The sequence below is a fragment of the Kitasatospora sp. NPDC059327 genome, assembly GCF_042752535.1.
Lineage (GTDB): Bacteria > Actinomycetota > Actinomycetes > Streptomycetales > Streptomycetaceae > Kitasatospora.
Window position 1 is genome coordinate 1 of sequence record NZ_JBHYYB010000043.1, and the last position, 22,937, is coordinate 22,937.

The window sequence follows — 22,937 nt, forward strand, 5'->3', positions numbered from 1 at the left end:
CAGCTCTACCACTGCCTGCAGAGCCGGCAGCTCTTCGACGAACAACATGCGTTCACCTCCGGTCCCTCAGCGGCTCTGGCCGCGACGGCTTGACTAGTTAGGCACGCGAGATGTCTCTCGGAGTGGGGAGGGGTGGATCCCGCTTATCGGATCACAACCCACCGTCACAATCCCCTCACATACCGCCATCGGAGCGCGTGGCAACCCAAACGGCGGGCCCGCCGTCATCCATTCGAACGACGGCGGGCCCGAAGGTCCTTGACGTGACGTCAGGCGTCAGAGCACCTGGAGGTTCTTCCGCAGCTCGAACGGGGTGACCTCGGAGCGGTACTCCTCCCACTCCTGCCGCTTGTTGCGCAGGAAGAAGTCGAACACGTGCTCGCCGAGGGTCTCGGCGACCAGCTCGCTGCGCTGCATCAGGTCGATCGCCTCGCCGAGGTTCTGCGGCATCGGCTGGATGCCGAGGGCGCGGCGCTCCGCGTCGGTGAGCGCCCAGACGTCGTCGTCCGCGCCGGGCGGGAGTTCGAGGCCCTCCTCGATGCCCTTGAGGCCGGCCGCGAGGGTCACGGCGTAGGCCAGGTAGGGGTTGCAGCCGGTGTCCAGCGAGCGGACCTCGATGCGGGTGGAGCCCTGCTTGCCGGGCTTGTACATCGGAACGCGGATCAGGGCCGAGCGGTTGTTGTGGCCCCAGCAGATGTACGAGGGCGCCTCCCCGCCGGCGCCGGCGGTGCGCTGCGAGCCGCCCCAGATCCGCTTGTAGGAGTTCACCCACTGGTTGGTGACGGCGGCCGTCTCGGCGGCGTACTTCAGCAGGCCCGCGATGAAGGAGCGGCCGACCTTGGAGAGCTGGTACTCCGCGCCGGACTCGTGGAAGGCGTTGCGGTCACCCTCGAAGAGCGAGAGGTGGGTGTGCATCCCGGAGCCGGGGTGGTCGGAGAACGGCTTCGGCATGAAGCTGGCGTGCACGCCCTGCTCCAGCGCGACCTCCTTCATGACCAGGCGGAAGGTCATGATGTTGTCGGCGGTGGACAGCGCGTCGGCGTAGCGCAGGTCGATCTCCTGCTGGCCGGGGGCGCCCTCGTGGTGGGAGAACTCCACCGAGATGCCCATCGACTCCAGCATGGTGATCGCCTGCCGGCGGAAGTCGTGGCCCACCCCGCGCGGGGTGTGGTCGAAGTAGCCGGACTGGTCGGCCGGGATCGGCGCGGTACCGTCGCCGGGCAGGTTCTTCAGCAGGAAGAACTCGATCTCGGGGTGGGTGTAGAAGGTGAACCCGAGCTCCGAGGCCCGCTCCAGGGTGCGCTTCAGCACGAACCGGGGGTCGGCGAAGGACGGCGAGCCGTCCGGCATCAGGATGTCGCAGAACATCCGGGCCGTCCCGGGCGTCTCCGAGCGCCACGGCAGGATCTGGAAGGTGGTCGGGTCCGGCTTGGCGATCATGTCCGACTCGTAGACGCGGGCGAAGCCCTCGATCGCCGACCCGTCGAAGCCGATGCCCTCCTCGAAGGCCTGCTCCAGCTCCGCCGGCGCCACCGCGACCGACTTCAGGAACCCGAGCACGTCGGTGAACCACAGCCGGACGAAACGGATGTCACGCTCTTCGAGCGTCCGGAGCACGAACTCCTGCTGCTTGCCCATGGGGACAGTCTCACCTCTGCTCTTTACGTTCGTGTTACGCCCGGAAACCACCCCAAAGCGACTGTCCCCATCATGGCGGATCGCGGCCCCCAAGGGCAGTGGCGACCCCCTGGACGCGACATCGCGTCAGATCGACGATTAGACTCGCGGCATGCCCAATCTGCGTCTCGCCCTGTGCCAGACAGACCCCTGGGTCGGTGACCTCACCCGCAACGCGGACGAGGTGGTGCGCCGGACGGCGCAGGCCGTCGGGGCCGGAGCCCAGCTGGTCGCCTTCCCCGAGATGGCCCTGACCGGGTACCCGGTGGAGGACCTCGCGCTGCGCGGTTCGTTCGTCGAGGCGTCCCGGTCCGCGCTGGTCGCGCTGGCCGCGCGGCTGGCCGCCGAGGGGCTGGGCGGGGTACCGGTCGTGGTCGGCTACCTCGGCCGGTCCGACCGGGCCTCGCCGCGGTTCGGCCGGCCGGCCGGATCCCCCCAGAACTGCGCCGCGGTGCTGCACCGCGGCGAGGTGGTCCTCCGGTTCGCCAAGCACCACCTGCCCAACTACGGGGTGTTCGACGAGTTCCGCTGGTTCGTCCCCGGCGACCAGCTGCCCGTGCTGCGGCTGCACGGGGTGGACGTGGCACTGGCGATCTGCGAGGACATCTGGCAGGACGGCGGCCGGGTGAGCGCCGCCCGGGAGGCCGGCGCGGGCCTGCTGCTGGTGGTCAACGGCTCGCCGTACGAACGGAACAAGGACGACGTCCGGCTGGAGCTGGTCCGGCGGCGCGCGGCCGAGGCGGGCTGCCCGCTGGCCTACGTCAACATGGTCGGCGGCCAGGACGAACTGGTCTTCGACGGCGACTCGGTCGTGGTCGGCGCGGACGGCGAGGTGCTGGGCCGCTCGCCGCAGTTCGAGGAGCACCTGCTCGTCCTCGACCTCGACCTGCCGGCCGCCGACAACGACCACACCGACGGGCTGCTGCTCGCCGACGGCCTGCACCTGGTCCGCCGCGAACTGGGCGGCGAGCCGCTGCCCGCGCCGGCCGTGCCGCTCCGGGCCGAGGTGGCGCCCCGGATCTCCGACGAGGCCGAGATCTGGGCCGCGCTGGTCGCCGGCACCGCCGCGTACGTGCGCAAGAACGGCTTCCGCTCGGTGCTGATCGGCCTCTCCGGCGGCATCGACTCCGCGCTGGTGGCGGCCGTCGCGGTGGACGCGGTCGGCGCGGAGAACGTGCACTGCGTCTCGATGCCGAGCCGGTACTCCTCGCGGCACTCCCGGGACGACGCCGCCGAGCTGGCCCGCCGGACCGGGCTGCGCTTCCGGACGGTGTCGATCGCCCCGATGTTCGACGCCTACCTGGCGGCCACCGAGCTGACCGGCCTGGCCGAGGAGAACCTGCAGTCCCGGCTGCGCGGCACGCTGCTGATGGCGATCTCCAACCAGGAGGGGCACCTGGTCCTCGCGCCGGGCAACAAGAGCGAGCTGGCGGTCGGCTACTCCACGCTGTACGGCGACTCGGTCGGCGCGTTCGGGCCGATCAAGGACGTGTACAAGTCGCTGGTCTTCCGGCTGGCCCGCTGGCGCAACGAGGAGGCCGGGCGGCGCGGCGAGCCGGCGCCGATCCCGGAGCACACCATCGACAAGCCGCCGTCCGCGGAGCTGCGGCCGGACCAGGTGGACTCCGACTCGCTGCCCGACTACGACCTGCTGGACACCGTGCTGAGCCGGTACGTCGAGGGCGACCAGGGTCGGGACGCGATCGTGGCGGCCGGCTTCGACCCGGCGCTGGTCGACCGGATCGTCCGGCTGGTCGACACCGCCGAGTACAAGCGCCGGCAGTACCCGCCGGGCCCGAAGATCTCCGCCAAGGGCTTCGGCCGGGACCGCCGGCTGCCGATCACCAACCGGTGGCGCCGGGGCTGATCACCACCGGGTCGGGCCGGGGCCGGTCACCCACCGGTCGGTCGCACCGGGGCCGGTCACCCCTGGTAGCGATAGCCGGCGGCGATCGCGAGGTGGTCGCTGCCGTCCCGCTCCAGGGTGCGGGAGTCGGTGGGCTTGAGGCCGCCCTTGCTCATGATCTGGTCGATCCGGGCCATCGGGAAGGCCGCCGGCCAGCTGAACCCGAAGCCGTCGCCGGCCGCGCCCTGGGCCGAGCGCATCTGCGAGGTGACCGGGGCCAGGCTCCGGTCGTTCATGGTGCCGTTGAGGTCGCCGAGCAGCAGCACCTTCTTCAGCGGCTCGGCCTGGATCGCGTCACCGAGCGCCTGGGCGCTGGCGTCCCGCTGGTTGACGGTGAAGCCGCCCTCGGCCTTCAGCCGGACGGACGGCAGGTGCGCGACGTACACCGCGACCGGGCCCTGCGGGGTGGTGACCTGGGCGCGGAAGGCCCGGGTCCACCCCATCCGGATGTCGACCACCGAGACACCGCTGATCGGGTACTTGGACCAGAGCCCGACCGTGCCCTCGACCGCGTGGTACGGGTAGCTGTCGGCCAGCCCGCTCTCGTAGGCGCGCAGCGGCTTCCCGGCCAGCTCCTGGAGCGCGACCATCTGGGCGCCCGAGTCCTCCAGCAGCTTCACCGTGCGCTGCGGATCGGCGTTGAGGGCCGCCACGTTGTGGCTGACCACCGTCCAGTCCGGGGTGCCGCCGCTCTTGTCGCTGAGCAGGCCGCCGAACATGTTGAACCAGATCACCACGGGCAGCAGCAGCGCGATCAGCGCCGTGCCGGAGCGGCGCAGCAGCGCGGGCACCAGCAGGACCGGGACGGCCAGGCCGAGCCAGGGCAGGAAGGTCTCCAGCAGGCTGCCGAGGTTGCCGACGGTGTTGGGCACCTCGGCGTGGAAGGCCAGCAGGGCGGCGGTCAGCAGGGCGAGGACGGCGAGCAACAGGCCGCGCCGCCAGGTGGTGGCGCCCCGGGCGTCCCGACCCCAGCCGCGCAGCCCCAGGAAGCCGGCCCCCCGACCCCCGGGGCCGCCGGAGCGGCCCGCGCCGTCCGGACCGCCGGGGCGGTCGAAGCCGTCGGCGCCGTCCGGGCCGGTGCCGGTACCCCCGGCGGTGGCCGGTGCGCCGCCCCCCGCCTCCGGTGCCGCCCGGTCCGTCCAGTCCGCCTGCGCCATCCTGTGGCTCCCGTTCGTTCGTGCCGTCTGCCGGTCCGACGCGCGACGCCGCCGGAGAGCGGGCACGGTGCCGGACTGGTGCCGGTTTGATCGGATTCCCGGCTCAGCCTATGCCGGGACAGACGCGGGGCCGGTGGAGCGGGTTCCGGCGTGGCCCGGTTTGGTGAGCCAGGCCACGCCGCGGTCGGTGGGCCGGGTGACCGCTCAGACCTGGGCCGGACGCCAGAGCGGGCCGCCGAGTCCCTGGAGCAGGGCGTCGACCATCCGGACCGGCAGACCCGGGTCGTCCAGGTCGGAGTCCTCCCAGAGGACGGTGCGGGCGAGGATCGGGCCGAGCAGCAGGTCGGCGAGCAGTTCCTCGTCGAGGTCGGAGCGGAGTTCGCCCGCGGCGACACCCCGGCGGACGACCTCGCGGGCCATCATCCGGCGCGGCAGGATCACCCGCTCCCGGTAGGCGGCGTGCAGCTCGGGCCAGCTGTGCATCTGGCCGAGCGCGGCCCGCAGCACCCAGCGGGAGCGCTTGGCCAGGCCGCGGATGCGCATGTACTCGACCATCGCGATCAGGTCGTCCCGGACGGTGCCGCCGGTGGTCTCCGGGACGGGGGCCTCCAGCCGGCTGACCATGTCGATCAGCAGGGCCTCCTTGTTGGGCCAGCGCCGGTAGATGGTCGCCTTGCCGACCCCGGCGGCGGTGGCGATGCCCTCGATGGTCAGCTCGGGCAGCGTGGTGCCGCCCGCCATGAGCTCCTCGACCGCGGCGAAGATGGCCTGCTCGGCCGCCTCGCTGCGCGGGCGGCCCCGACGCGGGCCGGTGCAGGTCGACGCGGCCGTGGTGTCCGTCTTCATCCCCGCTTCTCTCCCTGGATGTTCGCGGGCGCGCGGCGCCGTTCCCTCTCCGATTGTCGTCCGTGGGCGGGCCCGGTGGAAGCCGCGGCACGAACGGTGGCCCTGCCCGGCCGGACGAGTCCGGCCGGGCAGGGCCCCATTGTCGCTCAGCACCGCCGTCGGCCGTGCCGCGCGAGCGCGGGTCAGGCGCCCGCGGCCTCGGTGCTGCGGGCCGGCTCGGTGGACCCGGACTGCTTCGCGGCGTCCACCGGACGCTCCTCCCGGACGGCGGTCGGGCCGCCCGGGGCGCCACCGGGGCCGCCCGCGGCCACCCGGCCGGGGAGCAGGAACCAGGCCAGCAGCGCGCCGACCGCGGTGACGCCGGCCGAGAGGCCGGCCACCACGTGCATCGCGTCGACGAAGGAGGCGTTGGCCGGACCGATCAGCCCGGCCCCCTGCGGGCCGAGCTTGCCGGCGACGGCCAGGGTGGCCTCCAGGGACTCGCCCGCCTTCTCCCGCAGCGCCTCGGTCGGCAGCTTGTCCAGCTGCTCGGCCATGCCGTCGCGGTAGACGGTGGAGAGCACCGCGCCGAGCACGGCGACGCCGAGCGAGCCGCCGACCTGGCGGAAGGTGTTGTTGATCGCCGAACCGGCGCCGGCCTTCTCCCGCGGCAGCGAGCCCATGATGGCGACGGTGACCGGCGGCATCACGTGCGCCATGCCGCTGCCCATCAGCAGGCCGAGGACCACCAGCACCCAGATCGGCGTGTCGACGTCCAGCAGCAGGTAGCCGAGGAAGCCGATCGCGATCAGCGCCATGCCGCCGGCACAGGTGGCGCGGACGCCGAAGCGGTCCACCACCAACCGGGCCCGCGGCGCGAACAGCAGCTGGGCGACGGCGAGCGGCAGCATCAGCACACCGGCCTGCAGGGCGCTGTAGCCGCGCACGCTCTGGATGTAGAAGACGCCGAAGAAGGAGACGCCCATCAGGGCGAAGAACACCACGCCGACGACGACCACGGAGGCGCTGAACACCTTGTTGCGGAACCAGGTGACGTCCAGGGCCGGGTGCGCGGTGCGGCGCTCGAACCAGACGAAGGCCACCAGCGCGACCACGCCGACCAGCATCGGCGCCCAGGCCTCGGGGGAGGTGAAGTCGGCCAGCTCGCCGCCCTTGATGATGCCGAAGATCAGCGCGACCAGGCCGATGATCGAGAGCAGCACACCGACCGGGTCGAGCCGGCCCGGGTTCGGGTCCTTGGACTCCGGCACCAGCAGGACCATGGCGATCAGGGCGACCACCACGATCGGGACGTTGATCAGGAAGACCGAGCCCCACCAGAAGTGCTCGATCAGCAGGCCGCCGGTGATCGGGCCGATCGCGATGGCCAGGCCGACCGCGCCGGCCCAGATGCCGATCGCCTTGGGCTGCTCGGCACGTTCGAAGACGTTCATGATGATGGCGAGCGTGGCCGGCATCGCCAGCGCGCCGCCGACCCCCATCAGCGCGCGGTAGCCGATGAGTTCACCCGGCGAGGCGGCCAGCGAGGAGAGCAGCGAGGCGATCCCGAAGACCACCATGCCGGCCAGCAGGGCGCGCTTGCGGCCGAACCGGTCACCGAGCAGGCCCGCCGTGAACAGCAGCCCGGCGAAGACCAGGGTGTACGAGTTGATCGACCATTCCAGGTCGCTCTGGCTGGCGCCGAGCCCGGTGGGTGCCGGGGACGCGATGGTCTTCATCGCGACGTTCAGGATCGAGTTGTCGAGAACGACGACGAGCAGGGCGAGCACCAGGGTGCACAGGATCGCCCAGCGTCGGCGGTGGATGGCTTCCGGCACGCGAGGTGGCGCGGCTGCGGTGGTCATTGCGGCTTTCCCGTCCGTGGTGGCGTGTCACTGGCGGGCAATTCCGAGTCGTGTGCGTCTCGTAACCCCCGGGTCAGCCTAGCGCGACTTTCGATACGAGACGAATCCGTTTCGTAAAGTTCAGGCAAAGGGTCACCGCCGGGTCCGCACGGCCGCCGGTCTCCGCCGTGCCCGGACCTCCGGCGCGCGCCCCGGGCCCCCGACGCACCCGGACCCCCGGGGCGGGCCGGCCTCCGGTGTGCCGCAGATCGCAGCGCGGCCGGGGCACGCCTCTTTGCGCCCGGGCCGGGGCGTGCAAGCATGGAGGTGATCCGGGGACGCCGCACGGCGCCACGAGACGACAACCCTTCAGGAGCCTGTTCGATGAACGCTTCTTCGCCTTCGCCTGCCCAGAACCAGGCGTCGACCGCGACCCTCTACGGCGGGGTCACCAACCGCCGCGTCACCGTACGCGATCTCGCCGCCGCCAAGCAGCGCGGCGAGAAGTGGTCGATGCTCACCGCCTACGACGCCCTCACCGCGGGCGTCTTCGACGAGGCGGGCACCCCCGTCCTGCTGGTCGGCGACTCGGCGGGCAACTGCCACCTCGGCTACGAGACCACCGTGCCGGTGACCATGGATCAGATGGTGATGCTCTCCGCCGCCGTCGTCCGCGGCACCAAGCGGGCGATGATCGTCGCCGACCTGCCCTTCGGCTCCTACCAGGAGTCCCCCGCGCAGGCGATGCACAACGCCGCCCGACTGATGAAGGAGGCCGGGGTCGGCGCGGTCAAGCTGGAGGGCGGGGAGCGCAGCGCCCGTTCGATCGAGCTGCTGGTCGAGGCCGGCATCCCGGTGATGGCGCACATCGGCCTCACCCCGCAGTCCGTGCACGCCTTCGGCGGCTACCCCGTCCAGGGCCGCGGTGACGAGGCGGCGCACCAGCTGCTGCGCGACGCCAAGGCCGTCCAGCAGGCCGGCGCCTTCTCGGTCGTCCTGGAGGCGGTCCCCGCCGAGCTGGCCGCCCAGGTCACCGAGCAGCTGGCGATCCCCACCGTCGGCATCGGCGCGGGTGTGGACACCGACGCCCAGGTGCTGGTCTGGACGGACATGGCCGGGATGACGGCGGGCCGGGTGCCGAAGTTCGTCAAGCAGTACGCCGACCTGCGGGCCGTCCTCGGCGAGGCCGCCCGCGAGTTCGCCGCGGACGTGCAGTCCGGCGCCTTCCCGGCCCCGGAGCACACCTTCCACTGACCGGCCGGCCCGGCCCCGCTCCACCGCGAGCGGGGCCCCGGCCGTGCCCGTCGGCCTCCGGGCCGGGCGCCCGGGACGCCCACGACAGCGGCGCGACAGCGCGATGACAGCGGCGCGCCCGGCCGCTGCCCCGGTGACAGCGGGCCGACAGCCGGGTCGGACAGCCTGGGGGCATGACACGAATCGCCATCGCCCCGAACGACCGGGGACCCGCCGAAGGCAACGCCGTCGAGGTCCGCGGCATCGTCAAGCACTACGGCGCGACCAAGGCACTCGACGGTGTCGACCTCACCGTCCGCGAGGGCACCGTCCTCGGGGTGCTCGGCCCCAACGGAGCCGGCAAGACCACACTCGTCCGGGTCCTCTCCACCCTGATCAAGCCGGACGCCGGCACCGCCTTCGTCGGCGGCTACGACGTCCTGCGCCAGCCCAAGCAGCTGCGCCGCACCATCGGCCTGACCGGCCAGTACGCCTCCGTCGACGAGATGCTCTCCGGCTACGAGAACCTCTACCTGATCGGCCGGCTGCTGGACCTCTCCCGCAAGGACGCCAAGGCCCGCGCCACCGAGCTGCTGGAGCGCTTCTCGCTCACCGAGGCCGCCAAGCGCGTCGCCAAGACCTACTCCGGCGGCATGCGCCGGCGCCTCGACCTGGCCGCCAGCATGATCGGCCGGCCCCGGGTCCTCTACTTGGACGAGCCCACCACCGGGCTGGACCCGCGCACCCGCAACGAGGTCTGGGACGAGGTGCAGCGGATGGTCGGCGAGGGCACCACGGTGCTGCTCACCACCCAGTACATGGAGGAGGCCGAGCAGCTCGCGAACGAGCTGACCGTGATCGACCGCGGCCGGGTGATCGCCTCCGGCGGAGTGGCCGAACTCAAGGCCCAGGTCGGCGGCCGGACCCTGCAGGTCCGCCCGGCGCACCCGGCCGAGCTGCCCGAGATGGCCCGCTGCCTGCACGAGACCGGCATCGCCGAGGCCACCGTCTCCGCCGACGCCGGCCTGCTCTCGATACCGATCACCGACGAGGCCCAACTGACCTCCGTGATCGGGGTGCTCGGGACCCGCGGCTTCGCCGTCGCCGGGATCGACACCCGGGTGCCCAGCCTGGACGAGGTCTTCCTCACCATCACCGGCAAGTCCGCGACCGCCGCGACCGCCGCCCCGAGCCTCGCCAAGGAGCCCGTCGCATGACCACCGCAACGCTCGCCCCCGTCCGGGCGGAGGACACCCGGATCGGCGTCGCCGGCACCCTCCGGCACATCGGGGCCCTGACCCGCCGCAACCTGATGCGGATCAAGGCCGACCCGGAGTCGATGTTCGACGCGGTGCTGATGCCGGTCATCTTCATCGTGCTCTTCGTCTACGTGTTCGGCGGCGCGATCTCCGGAGGCCAGGACGCCTACAAGCAGTACCTGATCCCCGGTCTGCTCGGACAGACCGGGATCACGCTGGCGATGGCCGTCGGCACGGGCCTGAACAGCGACTTCCAGACCGGGGTGATGGACCGGTTCCGGACGCTGCCGATCGGCCGCGCCTCGGTGCTGATCTCCAAGATCGTCGCGGAGAACTGCCGGGCGCTGCTCTCCTTCACCATCCTGATCGGCTTCGCGATGATCCTCGGCTTCGAGGTGCGGACCGGCCCGCTGGAGCTGCTGGCCGCGATCGGACTCTCGCTGCTGTTCGGCATGTCGGTCGTCTGGATCTCGATGCTGCTCGGCATGGCGATGAAGAGCGCCCAGGCCGTCCAGGGGGTCTCCATGCTCGTCCTGATGCCGTTGCAGTTCGGCAGCTCGATCTTCGCGCCGACCGGCACCATGCCGGGCTGGCTGCAGTCCTTCACCAACGTCAACCCGCTCTCGGCGCTCGCCGACGCCTGCCGGGCGCTGCTCAACGGCGAGGGCGCGGTGGCCCACCCGGTGCTCATCGTGCTCGGCTGGTCGATCGGCATCACCGCGGTGTTCGCGCCGCTCGCGGTGGCCCGCTTCCGCAAGCGGACCTGACGGTCCGACCCCCGGTCAGGCCGGCCGGTCGACCCCTGGGACGGGGGGACGGCCGGCCGGCCAGTCGGTCAGCAGTTCCAACAGGTCGCCCGCCTGCTTGACCGACAGGCCGACGGCCTCCCGCTGGGCCGCGACGAACCCGGCCTCGCCGAGCAGGGCACGCAGACTCTCCTCGGCCCGCTCGCTCTCCATCCGGTCCAGGTAGCCGCCCTTCGGCCCGTTCAGACCGGCGTGCGCGCCGAGCAGGACGGCCGCCCGGCGGGCCGCCTCCAGGTCGTGGTCGCGTTCCGCGAAGGCGCGCAGCACCCCGATCGCCGGCGGCACCAGCATCACCGCCATCTGCTCCGCGAAACCGCTCGCCGACTCCGGCACGTCCCGCAGGCGCCGGCGGCCCTCGCTCAGCAGCTCCATCCCGCCCTCCGGGTCCCCGGCGCGGGCGACGATCCAGCCCCGGGTGACCATCAGCATCCCGCCGACCAGACCGGGGGCGAAGGGGCCCACCCTGGTGGCGTTCAGCTCGTCCAGCTGGCGCAACGCCTCGTCGTACTCCTCGCGCTGGGCGAGGATGCCGCAGAGCATCAGACGCCCGAAGAGCAGCGCACCGCTGGAGGCCTGGGTCTCGCCCGGCTCGATCCCGGCCAGGGCGTCCCGGATGTGCCGCTCGCCCTCGGCGAGGTCACGGCCGAGCATCGCGCTGCCGAGCTGCACCCGCAGCATCGGCACCTCCTGCGGGGCACCCAGCAGCTCGGCCAGCTCGATCGCCTGCCGGTACGCGTCGACGGCCTCGTCGGCCCGGCCCTGGTTGGCCATCGACTCGCCGCGGGCCGCGTAGGCCTGGGACATCCCCCAGCGGTCGCCGGAGCGCCGGAACAGCTCCAGGGACTCCTCGCCGTCCAGCAGGGACTGCTCCATCCCACCGGGCCAGTCGTTCATCATCTTGGCCCGGATCTGCAGGACGAACGCCAGGTCGTTGTCACTGCCGTGCAGCCGGCAGCCCCGCACCGCGTCGTCCAGCAGATCGGTCAGCAGCTCCAGCCGGCCGGCCAGGAAGGCCCCGAACACCCGCATCAGGCCCGGGAACCGGTAGGCCTGCGGGAGGTCCGGGGTGTAGACCGCCAGCAGTTGCTGGGAGAGCCCCAGCGCCTCCCGGTCGACCAGCACCTCCAGATTGCCCTCGAAGAGCCCGACCAACCGGTACATCACCAGCTCGCGGCGGGCCTCCGCCGCCACCTCGGGCGGCAGCGGCATGCCGTACTCCAGCACCGGCCGGCTCAGCGGCACCACCGGCAGGGAGTCCGGACCGAACGGATCCGGGCCGATCGCGCCGACCGCCTCGTACCACTCCCGGGCCTCCAGCCCGAAGCCGCGCAGCGACCAGTACCAGCTCATCCCCAGCACCAGGACCAGCGCCTCGTGCTCGTCGCCGCGGTCCACCGCCCGCCGCAGCGCCGCCCGGATGTTGTCCTGCTCGCGTTCCAGCACCGCCAGCCAGGCCAGTTGCTCCGGCCCGTGCAGGTGCAGCTCGGCGGTGCGGACCAGCTCGCGGAAGTGCTCGACGTGCCGGCGCCCGGTCTCGCCGCGTTCGGCCGCCTCGGCCAGCCGCTCGACGGCGTACTCGTGGATGGTCTCCAGCATCCGGTAGCGCGGCAGGCCCTCGCCGCCCAGGTCGGCCACCAGCAGCGACTTGTCGACCAGGGAGAGCAGGACATCCGCGACCTCCTCGCGGGGCACCTCGGCCTCGTCGGCGCAGACCGCCTCGGCGTCCTCCAGCCGCCAGCCGCCGGCGAAGACCGAGAGCCGGCGCAGCACCGCCCGTTCCTGGGTGCCGAGCAGGTCCCAGCTCCAGTCGACCACCGCCCGCAGGGTCTGCTGGCGCGGCAGCAGGGTCCGGCTGCCGGCGGTGAGCAGCGCGAACCGGCTGTCCAGGCGGTCGGCGATCTGGCGGGCCGTCATCACCCGCAGCCGGGCGGCGGCCAGTTCGATGGCGAGCGGCAGGCCGTCCAGCCGGCGGCAGATCTCGGTGCAGGCGGCCGGCTCGCTCTGCGGGTCGAAGCCGGGCCGGGCCTCGGCGGCGCGCTCCGCGAGCAGGCGCAGCGCCACCGGGTCGGGCAGCGGCTCGACCGGCAGCACGCGCTCGCCGGGGACGCCGAGCGGTTCGCGGCTGGTGGCCAGGACGGTGAGGCCGGGGCACTCGGCGAGCAGCTGGTCGGTGAGGTCGGCGGCGGCCTGGATCAGGTGCTCGCAGTTGTCCAGGACGAGCAGCATCCGGCGGTGGCCGCAGTACTCGACCAACCGGCGGACCGGGTCTTCGGCGCGGTTCTCCAGTGCCTCGGCCACCAGGCTCCCGGTGTGCAGCACCGTCTCGCGCAGCCCGAGCGCGGAGACCACCGCGGCCGGGGCGGCCTGCGGGCTCTCCAGCGGGGCGAGCTCGGCCAGCCAGACCCCGTCCGGCCAGCGGCCGGCGCCCTGCTCGGCCCGGCCGGCCTCGATCGAGAGCCTGGTCTTGCCGGAGCCGCCGGGGCCGGTCAGGGTGACCAGCCGGCTGCCCGCCAGCGCGGCGCGCAGCGCGCCGAGGTCGTCCTCCCGGCCGACGAAGCTGGTGAGCCGGCCGCGCAGGTTGCCCCCGCCCCGGGGCGGCTGGGGCGTCCGCGCCGGAGCCTGCTCGGGGGTCGTCGCCTGGTGGGGAGCCGGTCCCCGCCCGGGGGCCGGTGCCTGAGCGCGGACGGGCGGCGGCCCGGGCGCCTCGACCGGGGCCAGCAGCTCGGCGTGGAGGTCCTGGAGCCGGCGGCCCGGATCCGCGCCGAGCTCGTCCGCCAGGGCGCACCTGGTCCGCTCGTAGTGGCGCAGTGCCTCGGCGGTGCGCCCGCTCTCGTGCAGCGCCCGGACCATCAGGTACTGCAGGGACTCGTCCAGCGGCTGCCGCTCGCAGAGTTCGGCGAGCTCGGCGGTCAGCTCGGCGGCCCGGCCGAGGCCGAGGTCGGCGGTGATCCGGTGCCGGCGGGCCTCGTCCCGCTGGGCCTCCAGCCGGGTGGCGGGGCCGCCGGGGTCGGGCAGGTCGGCGAGGGCCGGTCCGCGCCAGAGCGCCAGAGCGGCGCGCAGGCGTTCGGCGGCCAGCGCGTGGTCGGCCTCCTCCAGGGCCCGGCGGCCCTCGCCCGCCAGCCGCTGGAAGTCGCCGAGGTCCGTCCGCGGCTCGGTGAGCCAGTAGCCGGCCGGGCCGGAGCCGACCCGGTCGCGGCCGATGGTGCGGCGCAGCCGGCCGACCAGGGTCTGCAGCGCGGCGGAGGAGTCCTGCGGTGGTTCGGTGTCCCACACCTCGTCGACCAGGAGGTCGGCGGGCACCGGCCGCCCCTGCCGCAGGACCAGCGCGGCGAGCAGTGCCCGCAGCCGGGCACCGCCCAGCGCGACCGGCGTGCCGTCGTCGTGGTGGGCGGTGGTGGTACCGAGGATGCCGTAGTGCACCCGCCCATTCTGGTCGATGGCCGGTGGTGTGACGTACCCGGTTTCCGCGACCGGGTCCCCGAGACCGGAACCGGAGCCCGGGCGCCGTACGTTCACCGGGAACGGCTTGTCCGGCAGCGGGCCCGCCGGGCATGATCGGTCCCCGGCCCGCACCCCAGACCCCCGGAGCAACCACGCCATGACCTTCGCCGCAACGCAGCGCTCGCGCAGCGAGGACCGACGGATCAGCCCGGTGTTCTGGGCCATGCTGGCGACCCTCGTGACCTCCGGCTGGGCGGTCTACGCGGGCTACGGCAACGCCCGGTTCGGGATCTTCCTGTTCGTGGTGGCGGGCTGGATGGTCTCGCTCTGCCTGCACGAGTACGCCCACGCCCGGACCGCGCTGCACGGCGGCGACATCACCATCGGGGCCAAGGGCTACCTCACGCTCAACCCGCTCAAGTACACCAACGCGCTGCTGAGCTTCGTCCTGCCGATCGTCTTCGTGCTGCTCGGCGGCATCGGCCTGCCCGGCGGCGCGGTCTGGATCGAACGGCACCGGATCAACGGGCGGCTCAAGCACAGCCTGATCTCGGCGGCCGGCCCGCTGGTGAACCTGCTCGCCGCGGTGCTGCTCCTGGTCCCGGTCGGCGCCGGCTGGCTGGACGGCGGCGAGGTGCACGCGGTCTGGAACGGGTACGAGCTGAGCGTGGCGCCGCTGGCCCTGGCCCTGGGCTTCCTCGGCATGCTGCAGCTCAGCGCGACACTGCTGAACCTGCTGCCGGTGCCGGGCCTGGACGGCTACGGGATCATCGAGCCCTGGCTGTCCCACAAGGCCCGCCGGGCGGTCGAGCCGTTCGCCCCGTACGGGATGCTGGCGGTCTTCGCGCTGCTCTGGCAGCCCGAGGTGAACCACTACTTCTTCGAGGCCGTCTACGGCGTGATGGACCTGCTCGGCGTCGACCGGGCGTACGCCCAGGTGGGCCGCGACCTCTTCAGCTTCTGGAAGAACTAGCGGAACCGGCCGGTCAGGAGGCCTCGGCCCGCTCGGCGGCGGCCTTCGCCAGCTTCTCGCGGCGCAGGTTGAGCCACAGGACGTTGCTGGCGACGCCCGCCAGCGGGATCCAGACCAGGCCCACCCAGTTGCCCCGCACCACGGAGACCACGGCGGCGGCCAGGGCGAGGACAACGACGATCGAGGCGAAGAGGGACGTGCGGGGCATGGCGGGGGGCTCCTAAGGCCGGGTGACGGTCGGCCCCCATTCTCGCCGACCTCACCCCCGGCCCGGGCCGGGGGTGAGGTCGGCGCGCCCGCCGCCGGTTCGGACGCCCGGCCGCCGTCGGCGCGGGAGTCGCTCCGGGTGCGCTCCGGGTGCGCTCCGGCTGTCGTGCCGGCCTGCCGTGCGGGTGTCGCTCCGGGCGTCGGCTCAGACGTCGGTGATCCGCAAGCCCGCGTGCGCCTTGTAGCGGCGGTTGACCGAGATCAGGTTGGCCACCAGCGACTCCACCTGGTGCGCGTTGCGCAACCGGCCCGCGAAGATGCCGCGCATCCCCGGGATCCGGGCGGCCAGCGCCTGGACGATGTCGGTGGCGGCGCGCTCCTCGCCGAGCACCATCACGTCGGTGTCGATCCGCTCGACCGACTCGTCCTGGAGCAGCACCGCCGAGAGGTGGTGGAAGGCGGCGGTGACCCGGGAGTCCGGCAGCAGCGCGGCGGCCTGCTGGGCGGCGCTGCCCTCCTCCGGCACCAGCGCGTACGCGCCCTGCTTGTCGAAGCCGAGCGGGTTGACGCAGTCCACCACGATCTTGCCGGCCAGCTCCTCGCGGAGGGCGGAGAGGGTGGCGGCGTGCCCGTCCCAGGGCACGGCGACGATCACGATGTCGCTCTCGCGCGCGGTGGTCGCGTTGTCGGCGCCGCGCACGCCGAGGCCGAGTTCGGCCGCCGAGGCCTCGGCGCGGGCCGCGTCGCGCGAGCCGATGATCACCTGCTGGCCGGCCTTGGCGAGCCGGTGGGCGAGCCCCCGCCCCTGGTCGCCGGTGCCGCCGAGGACACCGACCACCAGCTGCGAGACGTCCGGCAGCTCGTGGGCCGGGTTTGTCGCTGATTCGAGGGAAGTCATGGGCAGATCCTGCCAAACGCCCGGCCCCCCGCGACATTCTGTGGCGTATGGACGCGGTGAGAGTTTCGGCACTCCGGAAGCGGCTGACCGGCACGGGCTGGCTGGAGGCGGTCGGCGGCTTCGCCGGCTCGCTGCGGCACGCGGTCTCCCGACGCGGGGCCGGCGACCTGCTGCTGGTCGGCACCGAGGGGTACGAGCCCTGGCACCTGGCCGCCCATCTGGACGACGAGGCGGCCTGGTCCGACGTCCCCCGGCTGGCGCCGGTCCTGCTGCGCCACCGGGTGCCCGCGCGGGCACCGGCCCACCTGGCGCACGGACTGCGGCGGCTGACCGAGGCCGGGCGCGGGACGACCGTGCTGGTGGTGGCGCCGACGGCGGCCGGGGCGCCGCTGCTCGAACGGGTCCACGACGCCCGGCGCGGCGGGGCGACGGTGCTCGCCCTGGACGGCCTTCCCGGGCCGGCCGGGCTGGCGGATCTCGCGCACGAGCGGCTGGCGGTCGGCACCGCCGAGGAGGAGCCGTTCGACCTCGCGCAGCACCTGGTCGGCGCCGCGGCCGGGCAGGCACCGGGCCGGCGCGGCCCGCTCGACCGGCTGGCGGCGCTCGCCGGGCGGCTGACGGCGGGGCCCGGGCTCAGCCGCTGGTAGCCGGGGACCGGCGGGCGGCCGCCCGCCGGGGCGGCACGGGCGGCACAGGGCCCGCGGCACAGGGCCCGCGGCACAGGGCCCGCGGCACAGGGCCCGCGGCACGGGGCCCGCGGCACGGGGCCCGCGGCCGAAAATCCGTTGCGGCCCGGCGTGGCGGCCGCCGAGGATGGTCGTTCGTGACCGAAGCCGAACCACCTCCGAACGGGCGGCTGCGCACGCTGCTGAGCTCGCTGCGCCCCGACCTGGCCCCCTGGCACTCCTCCCGGGACTTCCGGCTGCTCTGGCTCTCGGGCTGCGTGACCAGCCTCGGCAGCTATCTGACGTACGTCGCCGTGCCGATGCAGATCAAGGACCTCACCGGCTCCTCCTTCGCGGTCGGGCTGGTCGGTGCCTTCGAGCTGGTCCCGCTGATCGTCTTCGGCCTCTGGGGCGGTGCCCTCGCCGACGCGCTGGACCGCCGCAAGCTGGTGCTGTTCTCGGAGGCCGGGCTCGGTGTGCTGACCGGCCTGCTGCTGCTCAACGCGCTGCTGCCGACGCCGGTGCTCTGGCCGGTCTACCTGGTGGCCGCCCTGGTCGCCGCCACCGACGGTCTGCAGCGCCCGGCGCTGGACTCGCTGACCCCGCGGATCGTCCCGCACGACCAGCTGACCGCCGCCTTCGCCCTCAACTCCCTCTACCGCAACGCCGGTTCGGTGGCCGGCCCGGCGCTGGCCGGGATCATCGTGGCCTTCGCCGGGGTGCAGACCGCGTACGCGCTGGATGTGCTCACCTTCGGTGCCTCGCTGCTGCTGCTCGCCCGGATCCGGGCGGTACCGCCGCCCACCGGCGCCGAGAGGCCGTCCGTCCGGGCGGTGCTGACCGGGGTCCGCTACGCCTGGAGCCGCAAGGACCTGCTGGGCACCTACGCCATCGACACCTGCGCGATGCTGTTCGCCTTCCCGGTGGCGATCTTCCCCTTCCTGGCCTCGGAGCTGGGCGCCGACTGGGCGCTCGGCCCGATGTACGCGGCCTCCGCGGTGGGCGCGCTGGCGGTCTCGGCCACCAGCGGCTGGACCTCCCGGGTCCACCGGCACGGCCGGCTGCTGGTGGTGGCCGCGCTCGGCTGGGGCGCGGCGATGGCCCTGGCCGGGCTCTGCGGAAGCGTCTGGCCGGTCCTGCTCTGCCTGGCCCTGGCCGGCGGCGCCGACCAGATCAGCGGGATCGCCCGCTCGACCATGTGGAACCAGTCCATCCCCGACGAGGTGCGCGGCCGGATGGCCGGTGTCGAGCTGCTCAGCTACTCGGTCGGCCCGCAGCTCGGCCAGGTCCGGGCCGGCGGGATGGCCGGCCTCGTCGGCGTCCGGGCCTCGGTCTGGGCGGGCGGCGTGGCGTGCGTGGTCGGGGTGGTGGCCCTGGCCGCCGCCCTGCCCAGCCTGCTCTCGTACGACGACCGCACCGACCCGCACGCGGCGGCGGTGCGCGCCGAGCACGCGAGGGCCGAGGAGGAGCGGGCCCGGGCGGCGGTCTGACCGGCCCGGTTCCACCCCATGAGAAAGTAAGTGACACAGCGCGGCTTAGCCTATTACGCTGACCTTCGTCGACGTGCGGCGAGCGAAGGGGTGGCCATGCTGGAGACCACGACGGAGAACGTCGTACGGAGCTGGGTGGACGGGTGGGTCGTGTCGCGGTCGGCGGCGCCGCCGATCGTGGAGCCCTGGGGGTACACCGTCGATGTCGGCGTCACCGGCCAGGTGAGCAGGCACGTCCTGGACGCCACTGGCGACGCCGTCCGGGAGGCCGACGTCCGCAAGGTGGCCGGCGGGGTCCGCGCCCCGGGCGTGTGGCTCAAGATCTTCGCGGAGCCGGCGGTCGTCGCCCCCTGGCTCGGGCCGCACTGGTGGGTCGACGACGAACCGGCCTTCCTGATGACCGTCCCGCTCGCCCCCGCCCACGGGCTCACCGCCCCAGCGGGCTACCGCCTGCGGACCTGGTCCCGCGGCGGCGTCGTCCGTGCCCTGGTCACCGCCGAGGACGGTGCGCTGGCGGCCCGCGGCCAGATCGCCGCCACCGGCGCGACCGCCGTCGCCGACCAGATCGAGACCGCCGCCGAACACCGCCGCAAGGGCCTCGGCTCGCTGGTCGTGCGGACCCTGGCGGGCGCGGCGCACGAGCAGGGCGCCCAGACCGGTGTCCTGGCCGGGACGCCCGACGGGCACGCGCTGTACACCACGCTCGGCTGGCGGGTGCTCGCGCCGCTGACCAGCGCCAAGTACGTCGGTCCGCGGGGCGGCTGACGCCGCGCCACCGCGCGCGCTCCCGGACCCGCCGCGGCCGGCGGGCCCGGGGCCGGGGTCAGCTCCCGCCGCCCTCCGCCGGCCGGTCGTTCCAGCGCTCGTCGTCCTTCTTCCACTCGCGGTTGCGTTCCTCCGCGGTGTCCAGCGCGCGGCCGGCCTCCTCGCGGGTGGCGTACGGGCCGAGGCGGTCCTTGGCGGGGCACTCCGGCCCCTCCTCCACCTTGGCGTGCTTGATGCAGTAGAACCACTCGCCCGGCAGTCCGGTCGGCTTGCGGTGGAATCCCAAGGACATGGCGGTCACTCCCGTTCGACGGACCTGTCGTACTGATCATTCCCCGCGACCGCCCGCCCCGCACACCCCCCGGGCGACCGGGAGCCGGCGGATAGACTCGCGACCATGGCTCTCGTACCCGGCATCCAGTCCCCCACCCGCAAGGTTCCGGCGCACATCGCACGCCCCGAGTACGTCGGACGGCCCGCGCCGACGCCGTACACCGGGCCCGAGGTGCAGACCGCCGAGACCATCGAGAAGATGCGGATCGCGAGCCGGATCGCCGCCCGGGCGATGGAGGAGGCCGCCAAGCTGATCGCGCCGGGCGTCACCACCGACGAGCTGGACGCCGTCGCCCACGCCTACATGTGCGACCACGGCGCCTACCCGTCCGACCTGGGCTACCGGGGCTTCCCCAAGTCGATCTGCACCTCGATCAACGAGGTGATCTGCCACGGCATCCCGGACTCGACCGTGCTGCGGGACGGCGACATCGTCAACATCGACGCCACCGCGTACATCCACGGGGTGCACGGCGACCTCAACGCCACCTACCTCTGCGGCGACGTGGACGAGGAGTCCCGGCTGCTGGTCGAGCGCACCCGGGAATCGCTCAACCGGGCGATCAAGGCGGTCAAGCCGGGCCGGCAGATCAATGTGATCGGCCGGGTGATCGAGTCCTACGCGAAGCGCTTCGACTACGGCGTGGTGCGGGACTTCACCGGGCACGGCATCAACACGTCGTTCCACTCCGGCCTGATCATCCCGCACTACGACAGCGAGCGGGCCACCGAGGTGATCAAGCCGGGGATGACCTTCACCATCGAGCCGATGCTGACCCTGGGCACCTACGACTACGAGATCTGGGCCGACGGCTGGACGGTCGTCACCAAGGACGGCAGGCGCACCGCCCAGTTCGAGCACACGCTGGTCGTCACCGCCGACGGCGCGGAGATCCTGACCCTGCCGTAGGCCCGCTCCCCCGCTGAACGCGTCCTCGAACCTCCCGTGCGCGGGGGTTCGAGGACGGGCCTAACCGATCAGCCACTGCTCCTCGGCGACCGCGCCCACCTCGGTGCAGGCGTCGGTGAGCACGTCCAGGACGCGCAGCGGATCCGGCAGGGGCTGCTCGGGCCCGCGGAGCCAGCGCACCTGCGAGCCGTCCGGCAGCGCGGCCGGGGGCAGCAGGGTGTACGAGCCGCGGCAGTGCCAGCGCAGGCCGGGGTGCTCGGACATGGTGTCCGGCGTGGAGTCCAGCGCGCTCGGCCACCACTCGTCCTCGTCCACCGGGGTGCCCCTGGTGGCGGTGAAGAAGAGGTGGCGGTCCTCGCCGACGGCGGCCACCGGGCCCTCGACGCCCAGCGCGGCCAGGCGGTCGAGCGCCAGCCGGCCGGCCTCGGCCGGTACGTCCAGGACGTCGTGGGCACGGCCGGTGGCGGTGATGAAGTTGGCCCGGGGATCCCGGGACAGCCAGCGGGCGACCTGCTCCGGGTCGACGGTCGCCTGGGTCTGCCAGGCGAAGGAGACGGGGTGCTGCGCGGGGGCCGGACAGGCCACCCGGTCGCAGGAACAGCGGTAGCCGGCCGGATGGGCGGCGGGTGCGAGCGGGAAACCGGCGCGCACGGCACCGAGCAACTGATCCAGCCGGGCGGCGGGACTCTCCGCATCGGCCGACCTGGCCCGCTCACGATCACGCTTCTGCCACCAGGTCGTCCACCTGCTGCCGGCTTCCATCGGGCCCCTTCCGCGCACTGCCGTGCCTGGTGTGACACAGCATTCGACGTACCACTCCGACGCAACGCACAGCGCCCCCCGCTGCTTCCCGGGACGGTGCTCGGCCCTGCTGTCCGCGCCCCGCCGGCCGGAGCCGGGGTTGCCGGGCGACCGACGCCCGGGCCACGGAACGGAGTCGCGGCAGTACGGGAACTGCGGCTCGGCGGCCCGGCGGGCACACCGCTGTGCGCCGCACCCGGCCCGTTCGGGGCCCGCTGACCCGGGTGAACCCCAGGGGCGTAACAGGAAGGATAAGGGTGCGCGGACCCTCCGGATGACCGGGGGCGGTGCCTCTCCGGTCACACTCCCGGCACCCGACCCTCACACCCCCTCCGCCGCGCCGGCTCCGCGCACGCCCGACGGCCGACCCCGCGCACGCCCGTCGCCGCCCCCGGCCGCTGGTCGGCGCCCGGTCGGGCGTCGGGCGGCCGTCGGGCGGCCGCGGCGAAGTGAGACCCTGGTGGGGTGAAGAGCGCGGACACCGAATTCGTCGGCGGCCCCCTGGACGGCCGGATCCTCCCGATCCCGTTGGGGCCGATGTACGGCGTGCCCAAGACCTACAAGGTGCCGGTCCCCGCGCACGGGGAGTCCCCCGCGCGCACACTGGTGTACGTCCGGGCCAAGCAGCAGCGGGGCACCCGCTGGTTCTGGCGCTACGAGTTCGACGAGACGGCCACCGCCCGCGCCTCCGGGTGACGGCCGCTCCCCTCGGGAGGACGGCCATGGCGAAGACCGTACGGCACCGCCCCAGGAGCAGGACGCGGGCGGTGACGCAGCACAACCGGCAGGTCGCGGCGGTCACCGCCGGACTGCTGGTGGTGGTCAGCCTCTACAGCGCGACGCTCGGCCCGAACGGCTGGCTCTGGTTCGGCTGGACGGTGCTGCTGCTCGCCTGCGTGGCCCTGTTCGCCGTCCGCGGCTGAGCGGCGGCACCGCCCGTCGTCCCCCGCCCCGCGGTCAGGCATCCTCGGCGAGGATCAGGTAGAGCTTCTTGCGGGCCTCGTTGAGCACCGCGAGGCCCTTGGCGCGCTGCGCCTCCGTCCCCGTCGCCATCACCTGCCGGATCGCCTGGTCGACCGCGCCGAGCGCCTGGCCGACCTCCTGGACGGCCTCCCAGTCGACCTCGCGGCCGGCCTCCGCCCACGGCTCCGCCGGCCCGGCCTCGGCCTCGGCCCGGCCCGCCTCGGTGAGCGAGACCAGGCGCTTGCCGCCCACCTCCTCGGCGGTGATCAGACCCTCTTCCTCCAGCAGTTGGAGGTTGGGGTAGATCGACCCCGGGCTCGGCCGCCAGGCCCCGCCCGTCCGCTCGGTGATCTCCGCGATCATCTCGTAGCCGTGCATCGGGCGTTCCTTGAGCAGCGCGAGCAGCGAGGCCCGCACGTCCCCGCGCCGGGCCCGCCCGCCGCGCCGGCCGCGCGGACCGTGCCCGCGACCCCCGTGGCCGCCGAAGCCGTGGCCGAAGGGCCCGCCGAACGGCCCGCCGGGCGGCCGCCCCGGGCCTGCGAACGGCGGCCCGAAGGCGCCGCGGCTCTCGAACCCCTCACCGGGGAACTCCCCGGACTCCGGGCCCCGTCCACGACGCCGACCGCCGCGCGGGCCCCCTTCACCGAATCGCGTTCCGGAGCGCATCGCGCTCACCTCCTGGATGACTCGGACAGTGCTTACGTCACTGTCTCAATAGCTCGACGATATATCGGTGACTGTCGCTCGTCAATCGTTTCCGACTGCCCGGCCCGTCGGCGGCCTA

21 protein-coding genes are annotated in these 22,937 nt (G+C 73.6%); 11 read left to right on the forward strand and 10 right to left on the reverse strand.

From position 1 onward, the window contains the following. Positions 1-276: 276 nt before the first annotated feature. A complete protein-coding gene (locus ACFXHB_RS24620) occupies positions 277-1,638 on the reverse strand; it encodes a glutamine synthetase family protein (protein ID WP_380576773.1) in 1,362 nt (453 codons plus the stop codon). Positions 1,639-1,789: 151 nt separating this feature from the next. Between ACFXHB_RS24620 and ACFXHB_RS24625 the strand changes: the two genes are divergently transcribed. Beyond that, the gene (locus tag ACFXHB_RS24625; RefSeq protein WP_380576774.1) at positions 1,790-3,544 is read left to right on the forward strand and encodes an NAD+ synthase; all 1,755 of its coding nucleotides are present in this window, start codon (positions 1,790-1,792) and stop codon (positions 3,542-3,544) included. A gap of 56 nt (positions 3,545-3,600) precedes the next feature. Here ACFXHB_RS24625 and ACFXHB_RS24630 read toward each other — a convergent pair whose 3' ends face one another. From ACFXHB_RS24630 to ACFXHB_RS24640, 3 genes are all read right to left on the reverse strand, one after another. Then, on the reverse strand, positions 3,601-4,740 hold the full coding sequence (locus ACFXHB_RS24630; RefSeq protein ID WP_380576775.1) for an endonuclease/exonuclease/phosphatase family protein: 1,140 nt from the start codon (positions 4,738-4,740) through the stop codon (positions 3,601-3,603). Positions 4,741-4,944: 204 nt separating this feature from the next. Continuing rightward, entirely contained in the window at positions 4,945-5,586 is a 642-nt protein-coding gene (locus ACFXHB_RS24635; RefSeq protein ID WP_380576776.1) for a TetR/AcrR family transcriptional regulator, read from the reverse strand. 182 nt (positions 5,587-5,768) lie between these two features. After that, positions 5,769-7,430, reverse strand: coding sequence for an MFS transporter (locus ACFXHB_RS24640; RefSeq protein ID WP_380576777.1), 1,662 nt, complete (start codon positions 7,428-7,430; stop codon positions 5,769-5,771). Positions 7,431-7,793: 363 nt separating this feature from the next. On the opposite strand from ACFXHB_RS24640, the gene panB reads away from it, so the two are divergent. The 3 genes from panB (at position 7,794) to ACFXHB_RS24655 (ending at position 10,668) form a co-directional block, all read left to right on the forward strand. Continuing rightward, on the forward strand, positions 7,794-8,663 hold the full coding sequence (panB, locus tag ACFXHB_RS24645) for a 3-methyl-2-oxobutanoate hydroxymethyltransferase (protein WP_380576778.1): 870 nt from the start codon (positions 7,794-7,796) through the stop codon (positions 8,661-8,663). A 173-nt stretch (positions 8,664-8,836) separates the two neighbouring features. Beyond that, complete coding sequence (locus tag ACFXHB_RS24650) at positions 8,837-9,859, forward strand: ATP-binding cassette domain-containing protein (protein ID WP_380576779.1); 1,023 nt, start codon at positions 8,837-8,839, stop codon at positions 9,857-9,859. After that, complete coding sequence (locus ACFXHB_RS24655) at positions 9,856-10,668, forward strand: ABC transporter permease (protein WP_380576780.1); 813 nt, start codon at positions 9,856-9,858, stop codon at positions 10,666-10,668. Before ACFXHB_RS24650 ends, ACFXHB_RS24655 begins: the two co-directional genes overlap by 4 nt. Before the next feature lie 15 nt (positions 10,669-10,683). On the opposite strand, the gene ACFXHB_RS24660 is transcribed toward ACFXHB_RS24655, so the two are convergent. After that, positions 10,684-14,127 (reverse strand): BTAD domain-containing putative transcriptional regulator, encoded by a 3,444-nt coding sequence (locus tag ACFXHB_RS24660; protein ID WP_380576781.1) that lies wholly within the window; start codon positions 14,125-14,127, stop codon positions 10,684-10,686. A gap of 178 nt (positions 14,128-14,305) precedes the next feature. Between ACFXHB_RS24660 and ACFXHB_RS24665 the strand changes: the two genes are divergently transcribed. After that, entirely contained in the window at positions 14,306-15,121 is an 816-nt protein-coding gene (locus ACFXHB_RS24665; protein WP_380576782.1) for a site-2 protease family protein, read from the forward strand. A 13-nt stretch (positions 15,122-15,134) separates the two neighbouring features. Here the strand turns inward: ACFXHB_RS24665 and ACFXHB_RS24670 are convergent, their stop codons facing one another. Together ACFXHB_RS24670 and npdG are read right to left on the reverse strand one after the other, a co-directional pair. Continuing rightward, positions 15,135-15,329, reverse strand: coding sequence for a hypothetical protein (locus ACFXHB_RS24670; protein WP_380576783.1), 195 nt, complete (start codon positions 15,327-15,329; stop codon positions 15,135-15,137). Between the two features lie 204 nt (positions 15,330-15,533). Continuing rightward, positions 15,534-16,226 carry an NADPH-dependent F420 reductase gene (npdG, locus tag ACFXHB_RS24675; RefSeq protein WP_380576784.1) on the reverse strand — a complete coding sequence of 231 codons (693 nt, stop codon included), beginning with the start codon at positions 16,224-16,226 and terminating at the stop codon, positions 15,534-15,536. Between the two features lie 47 nt (positions 16,227-16,273). On the opposite strand from npdG, the gene ACFXHB_RS24680 reads away from it, so the two are divergent. From ACFXHB_RS24680 to ACFXHB_RS24690, 3 genes are all read left to right on the forward strand, one after another. Then, the gene (locus ACFXHB_RS24680; protein WP_380576785.1) at positions 16,274-16,873 is read left to right on the forward strand and encodes a hypothetical protein; all 600 of its coding nucleotides are present in this window, start codon (positions 16,274-16,276) and stop codon (positions 16,871-16,873) included. A 176-nt stretch (positions 16,874-17,049) separates the two neighbouring features. Beyond that, complete coding sequence (locus ACFXHB_RS24685) at positions 17,050-18,381, forward strand: MFS transporter (protein WP_380576786.1); 1,332 nt, start codon at positions 17,050-17,052, stop codon at positions 18,379-18,381. 96 nt (positions 18,382-18,477) lie between these two features. Next, entirely contained in the window at positions 18,478-19,146 is a 669-nt protein-coding gene (locus tag ACFXHB_RS24690; RefSeq protein ID WP_380576787.1) for a GNAT family N-acetyltransferase, read from the forward strand. 58 nt (positions 19,147-19,204) lie between these two features. On the opposite strand, the gene ACFXHB_RS24695 is transcribed toward ACFXHB_RS24690, so the two are convergent. Further along, entirely contained in the window at positions 19,205-19,438 is a 234-nt protein-coding gene (locus ACFXHB_RS24695; RefSeq protein WP_380576788.1) for a hypothetical protein, read from the reverse strand. Between the two features lie 105 nt (positions 19,439-19,543). On the opposite strand from ACFXHB_RS24695, the gene map reads away from it, so the two are divergent. Next, positions 19,544-20,389 (forward strand): type I methionyl aminopeptidase, encoded by an 846-nt coding sequence (gene map, locus ACFXHB_RS24700; protein WP_380576789.1) that lies wholly within the window; start codon positions 19,544-19,546, stop codon positions 20,387-20,389. A 60-nt stretch (positions 20,390-20,449) separates the two neighbouring features. Here the strand turns inward: map and ACFXHB_RS24705 are convergent, their stop codons facing one another. Then, positions 20,450-21,151 (reverse strand): bifunctional DNA primase/polymerase, encoded by a 702-nt coding sequence (locus tag ACFXHB_RS24705; RefSeq protein WP_380576790.1) that lies wholly within the window; start codon positions 21,149-21,151, stop codon positions 20,450-20,452. A gap of 504 nt (positions 21,152-21,655) precedes the next feature. Here ACFXHB_RS24705 and ACFXHB_RS24710 point away from each other — a divergent pair. Then, the gene (locus ACFXHB_RS24710) at positions 21,656-21,886 is read left to right on the forward strand and encodes a hypothetical protein (RefSeq protein WP_380576791.1); all 231 of its coding nucleotides are present in this window, start codon (positions 21,656-21,658) and stop codon (positions 21,884-21,886) included. A 26-nt stretch (positions 21,887-21,912) separates the two neighbouring features. Then, positions 21,913-22,113, forward strand: coding sequence for a hypothetical protein (locus tag ACFXHB_RS24715; protein ID WP_380576792.1), 201 nt, complete (start codon positions 21,913-21,915; stop codon positions 22,111-22,113). Positions 22,114-22,147: 34 nt separating this feature from the next. Here the strand turns inward: ACFXHB_RS24715 and ACFXHB_RS24720 are convergent, their stop codons facing one another. Then, entirely contained in the window at positions 22,148-22,819 is a 672-nt protein-coding gene (locus tag ACFXHB_RS24720; protein ID WP_380576793.1) for a PadR family transcriptional regulator, read from the reverse strand. Positions 22,820-22,937 lie beyond the last annotated feature (118 nt).

What these genes read in the sequence shown, in the direction of transcription:
- ACFXHB_RS24620 (WP_380576773.1), bottom strand. Translation starts at nt 1,638, where the DNA reads ATGGGCAAGCAGCAGGAGTTCGTGCTCCGGACGCTCGAAGAGCGTGAC.
- ACFXHB_RS24625 (WP_380576774.1), top strand. Translation starts at nt 1,790, where the DNA reads ATGCCCAATCTGCGTCTCGCCCTGTGCCAGACAGACCCCTGGGTCGGT.
- ACFXHB_RS24630 (WP_380576775.1), bottom strand. Translation starts at nt 4,740, where the DNA reads ATGGCGCAGGCGGACTGGACGGACCGGGCGGCACCGGAGGCGGGGGGC.
- ACFXHB_RS24635 (WP_380576776.1), bottom strand. Translation starts at nt 5,586, where the DNA reads ATGAAGACGGACACCACGGCCGCGTCGACCTGCACCGGCCCGCGTCGG.
- ACFXHB_RS24640 (WP_380576777.1), bottom strand. Translation starts at nt 7,430, where the DNA reads ATGACCACCGCAGCCGCGCCACCTCGCGTGCCGGAAGCCATCCACCGC.
- panB (WP_380576778.1), top strand. Translation starts at nt 7,794, where the DNA reads ATGAACGCTTCTTCGCCTTCGCCTGCCCAGAACCAGGCGTCGACCGCG.
- ACFXHB_RS24650 (WP_380576779.1), top strand. Translation starts at nt 8,837, where the DNA reads ATGACACGAATCGCCATCGCCCCGAACGACCGGGGACCCGCCGAAGGC.
- ACFXHB_RS24655 (WP_380576780.1), top strand. Translation starts at nt 9,856, where the DNA reads ATGACCACCGCAACGCTCGCCCCCGTCCGGGCGGAGGACACCCGGATC.
- ACFXHB_RS24665 (WP_380576782.1), top strand. Translation starts at nt 14,306, where the DNA reads ATGACCTTCGCCGCAACGCAGCGCTCGCGCAGCGAGGACCGACGGATC.
- ACFXHB_RS24670 (WP_380576783.1), bottom strand. Translation starts at nt 15,329, where the DNA reads ATGCCCCGCACGTCCCTCTTCGCCTCGATCGTCGTTGTCCTCGCCCTG.
- npdG (WP_380576784.1), bottom strand. Translation starts at nt 16,226, where the DNA reads ATGACTTCCCTCGAATCAGCGACAAACCCGGCCCACGAGCTGCCGGAC.
- ACFXHB_RS24680 (WP_380576785.1), top strand. Translation starts at nt 16,274, where the DNA reads ATGGACGCGGTGAGAGTTTCGGCACTCCGGAAGCGGCTGACCGGCACG.
- ACFXHB_RS24690 (WP_380576787.1), top strand. Translation starts at nt 18,478, where the DNA reads ATGCTGGAGACCACGACGGAGAACGTCGTACGGAGCTGGGTGGACGGG.
- ACFXHB_RS24695 (WP_380576788.1), bottom strand. Translation starts at nt 19,438, where the DNA reads ATGTCCTTGGGATTCCACCGCAAGCCGACCGGACTGCCGGGCGAGTGG.
- map (WP_380576789.1), top strand. Translation starts at nt 19,544, where the DNA reads ATGGCTCTCGTACCCGGCATCCAGTCCCCCACCCGCAAGGTTCCGGCG.
- ACFXHB_RS24705 (WP_380576790.1), bottom strand. Translation starts at nt 21,151, where the DNA reads ATGGAAGCCGGCAGCAGGTGGACGACCTGGTGGCAGAAGCGTGATCGT.
- ACFXHB_RS24715 (WP_380576792.1), top strand. Translation starts at nt 21,913, where the DNA reads ATGGCGAAGACCGTACGGCACCGCCCCAGGAGCAGGACGCGGGCGGTG.
- ACFXHB_RS24720 (WP_380576793.1), bottom strand. Translation starts at nt 22,819, where the DNA reads ATGCGCTCCGGAACGCGATTCGGTGAAGGGGGCCCGCGCGGCGGTCGG.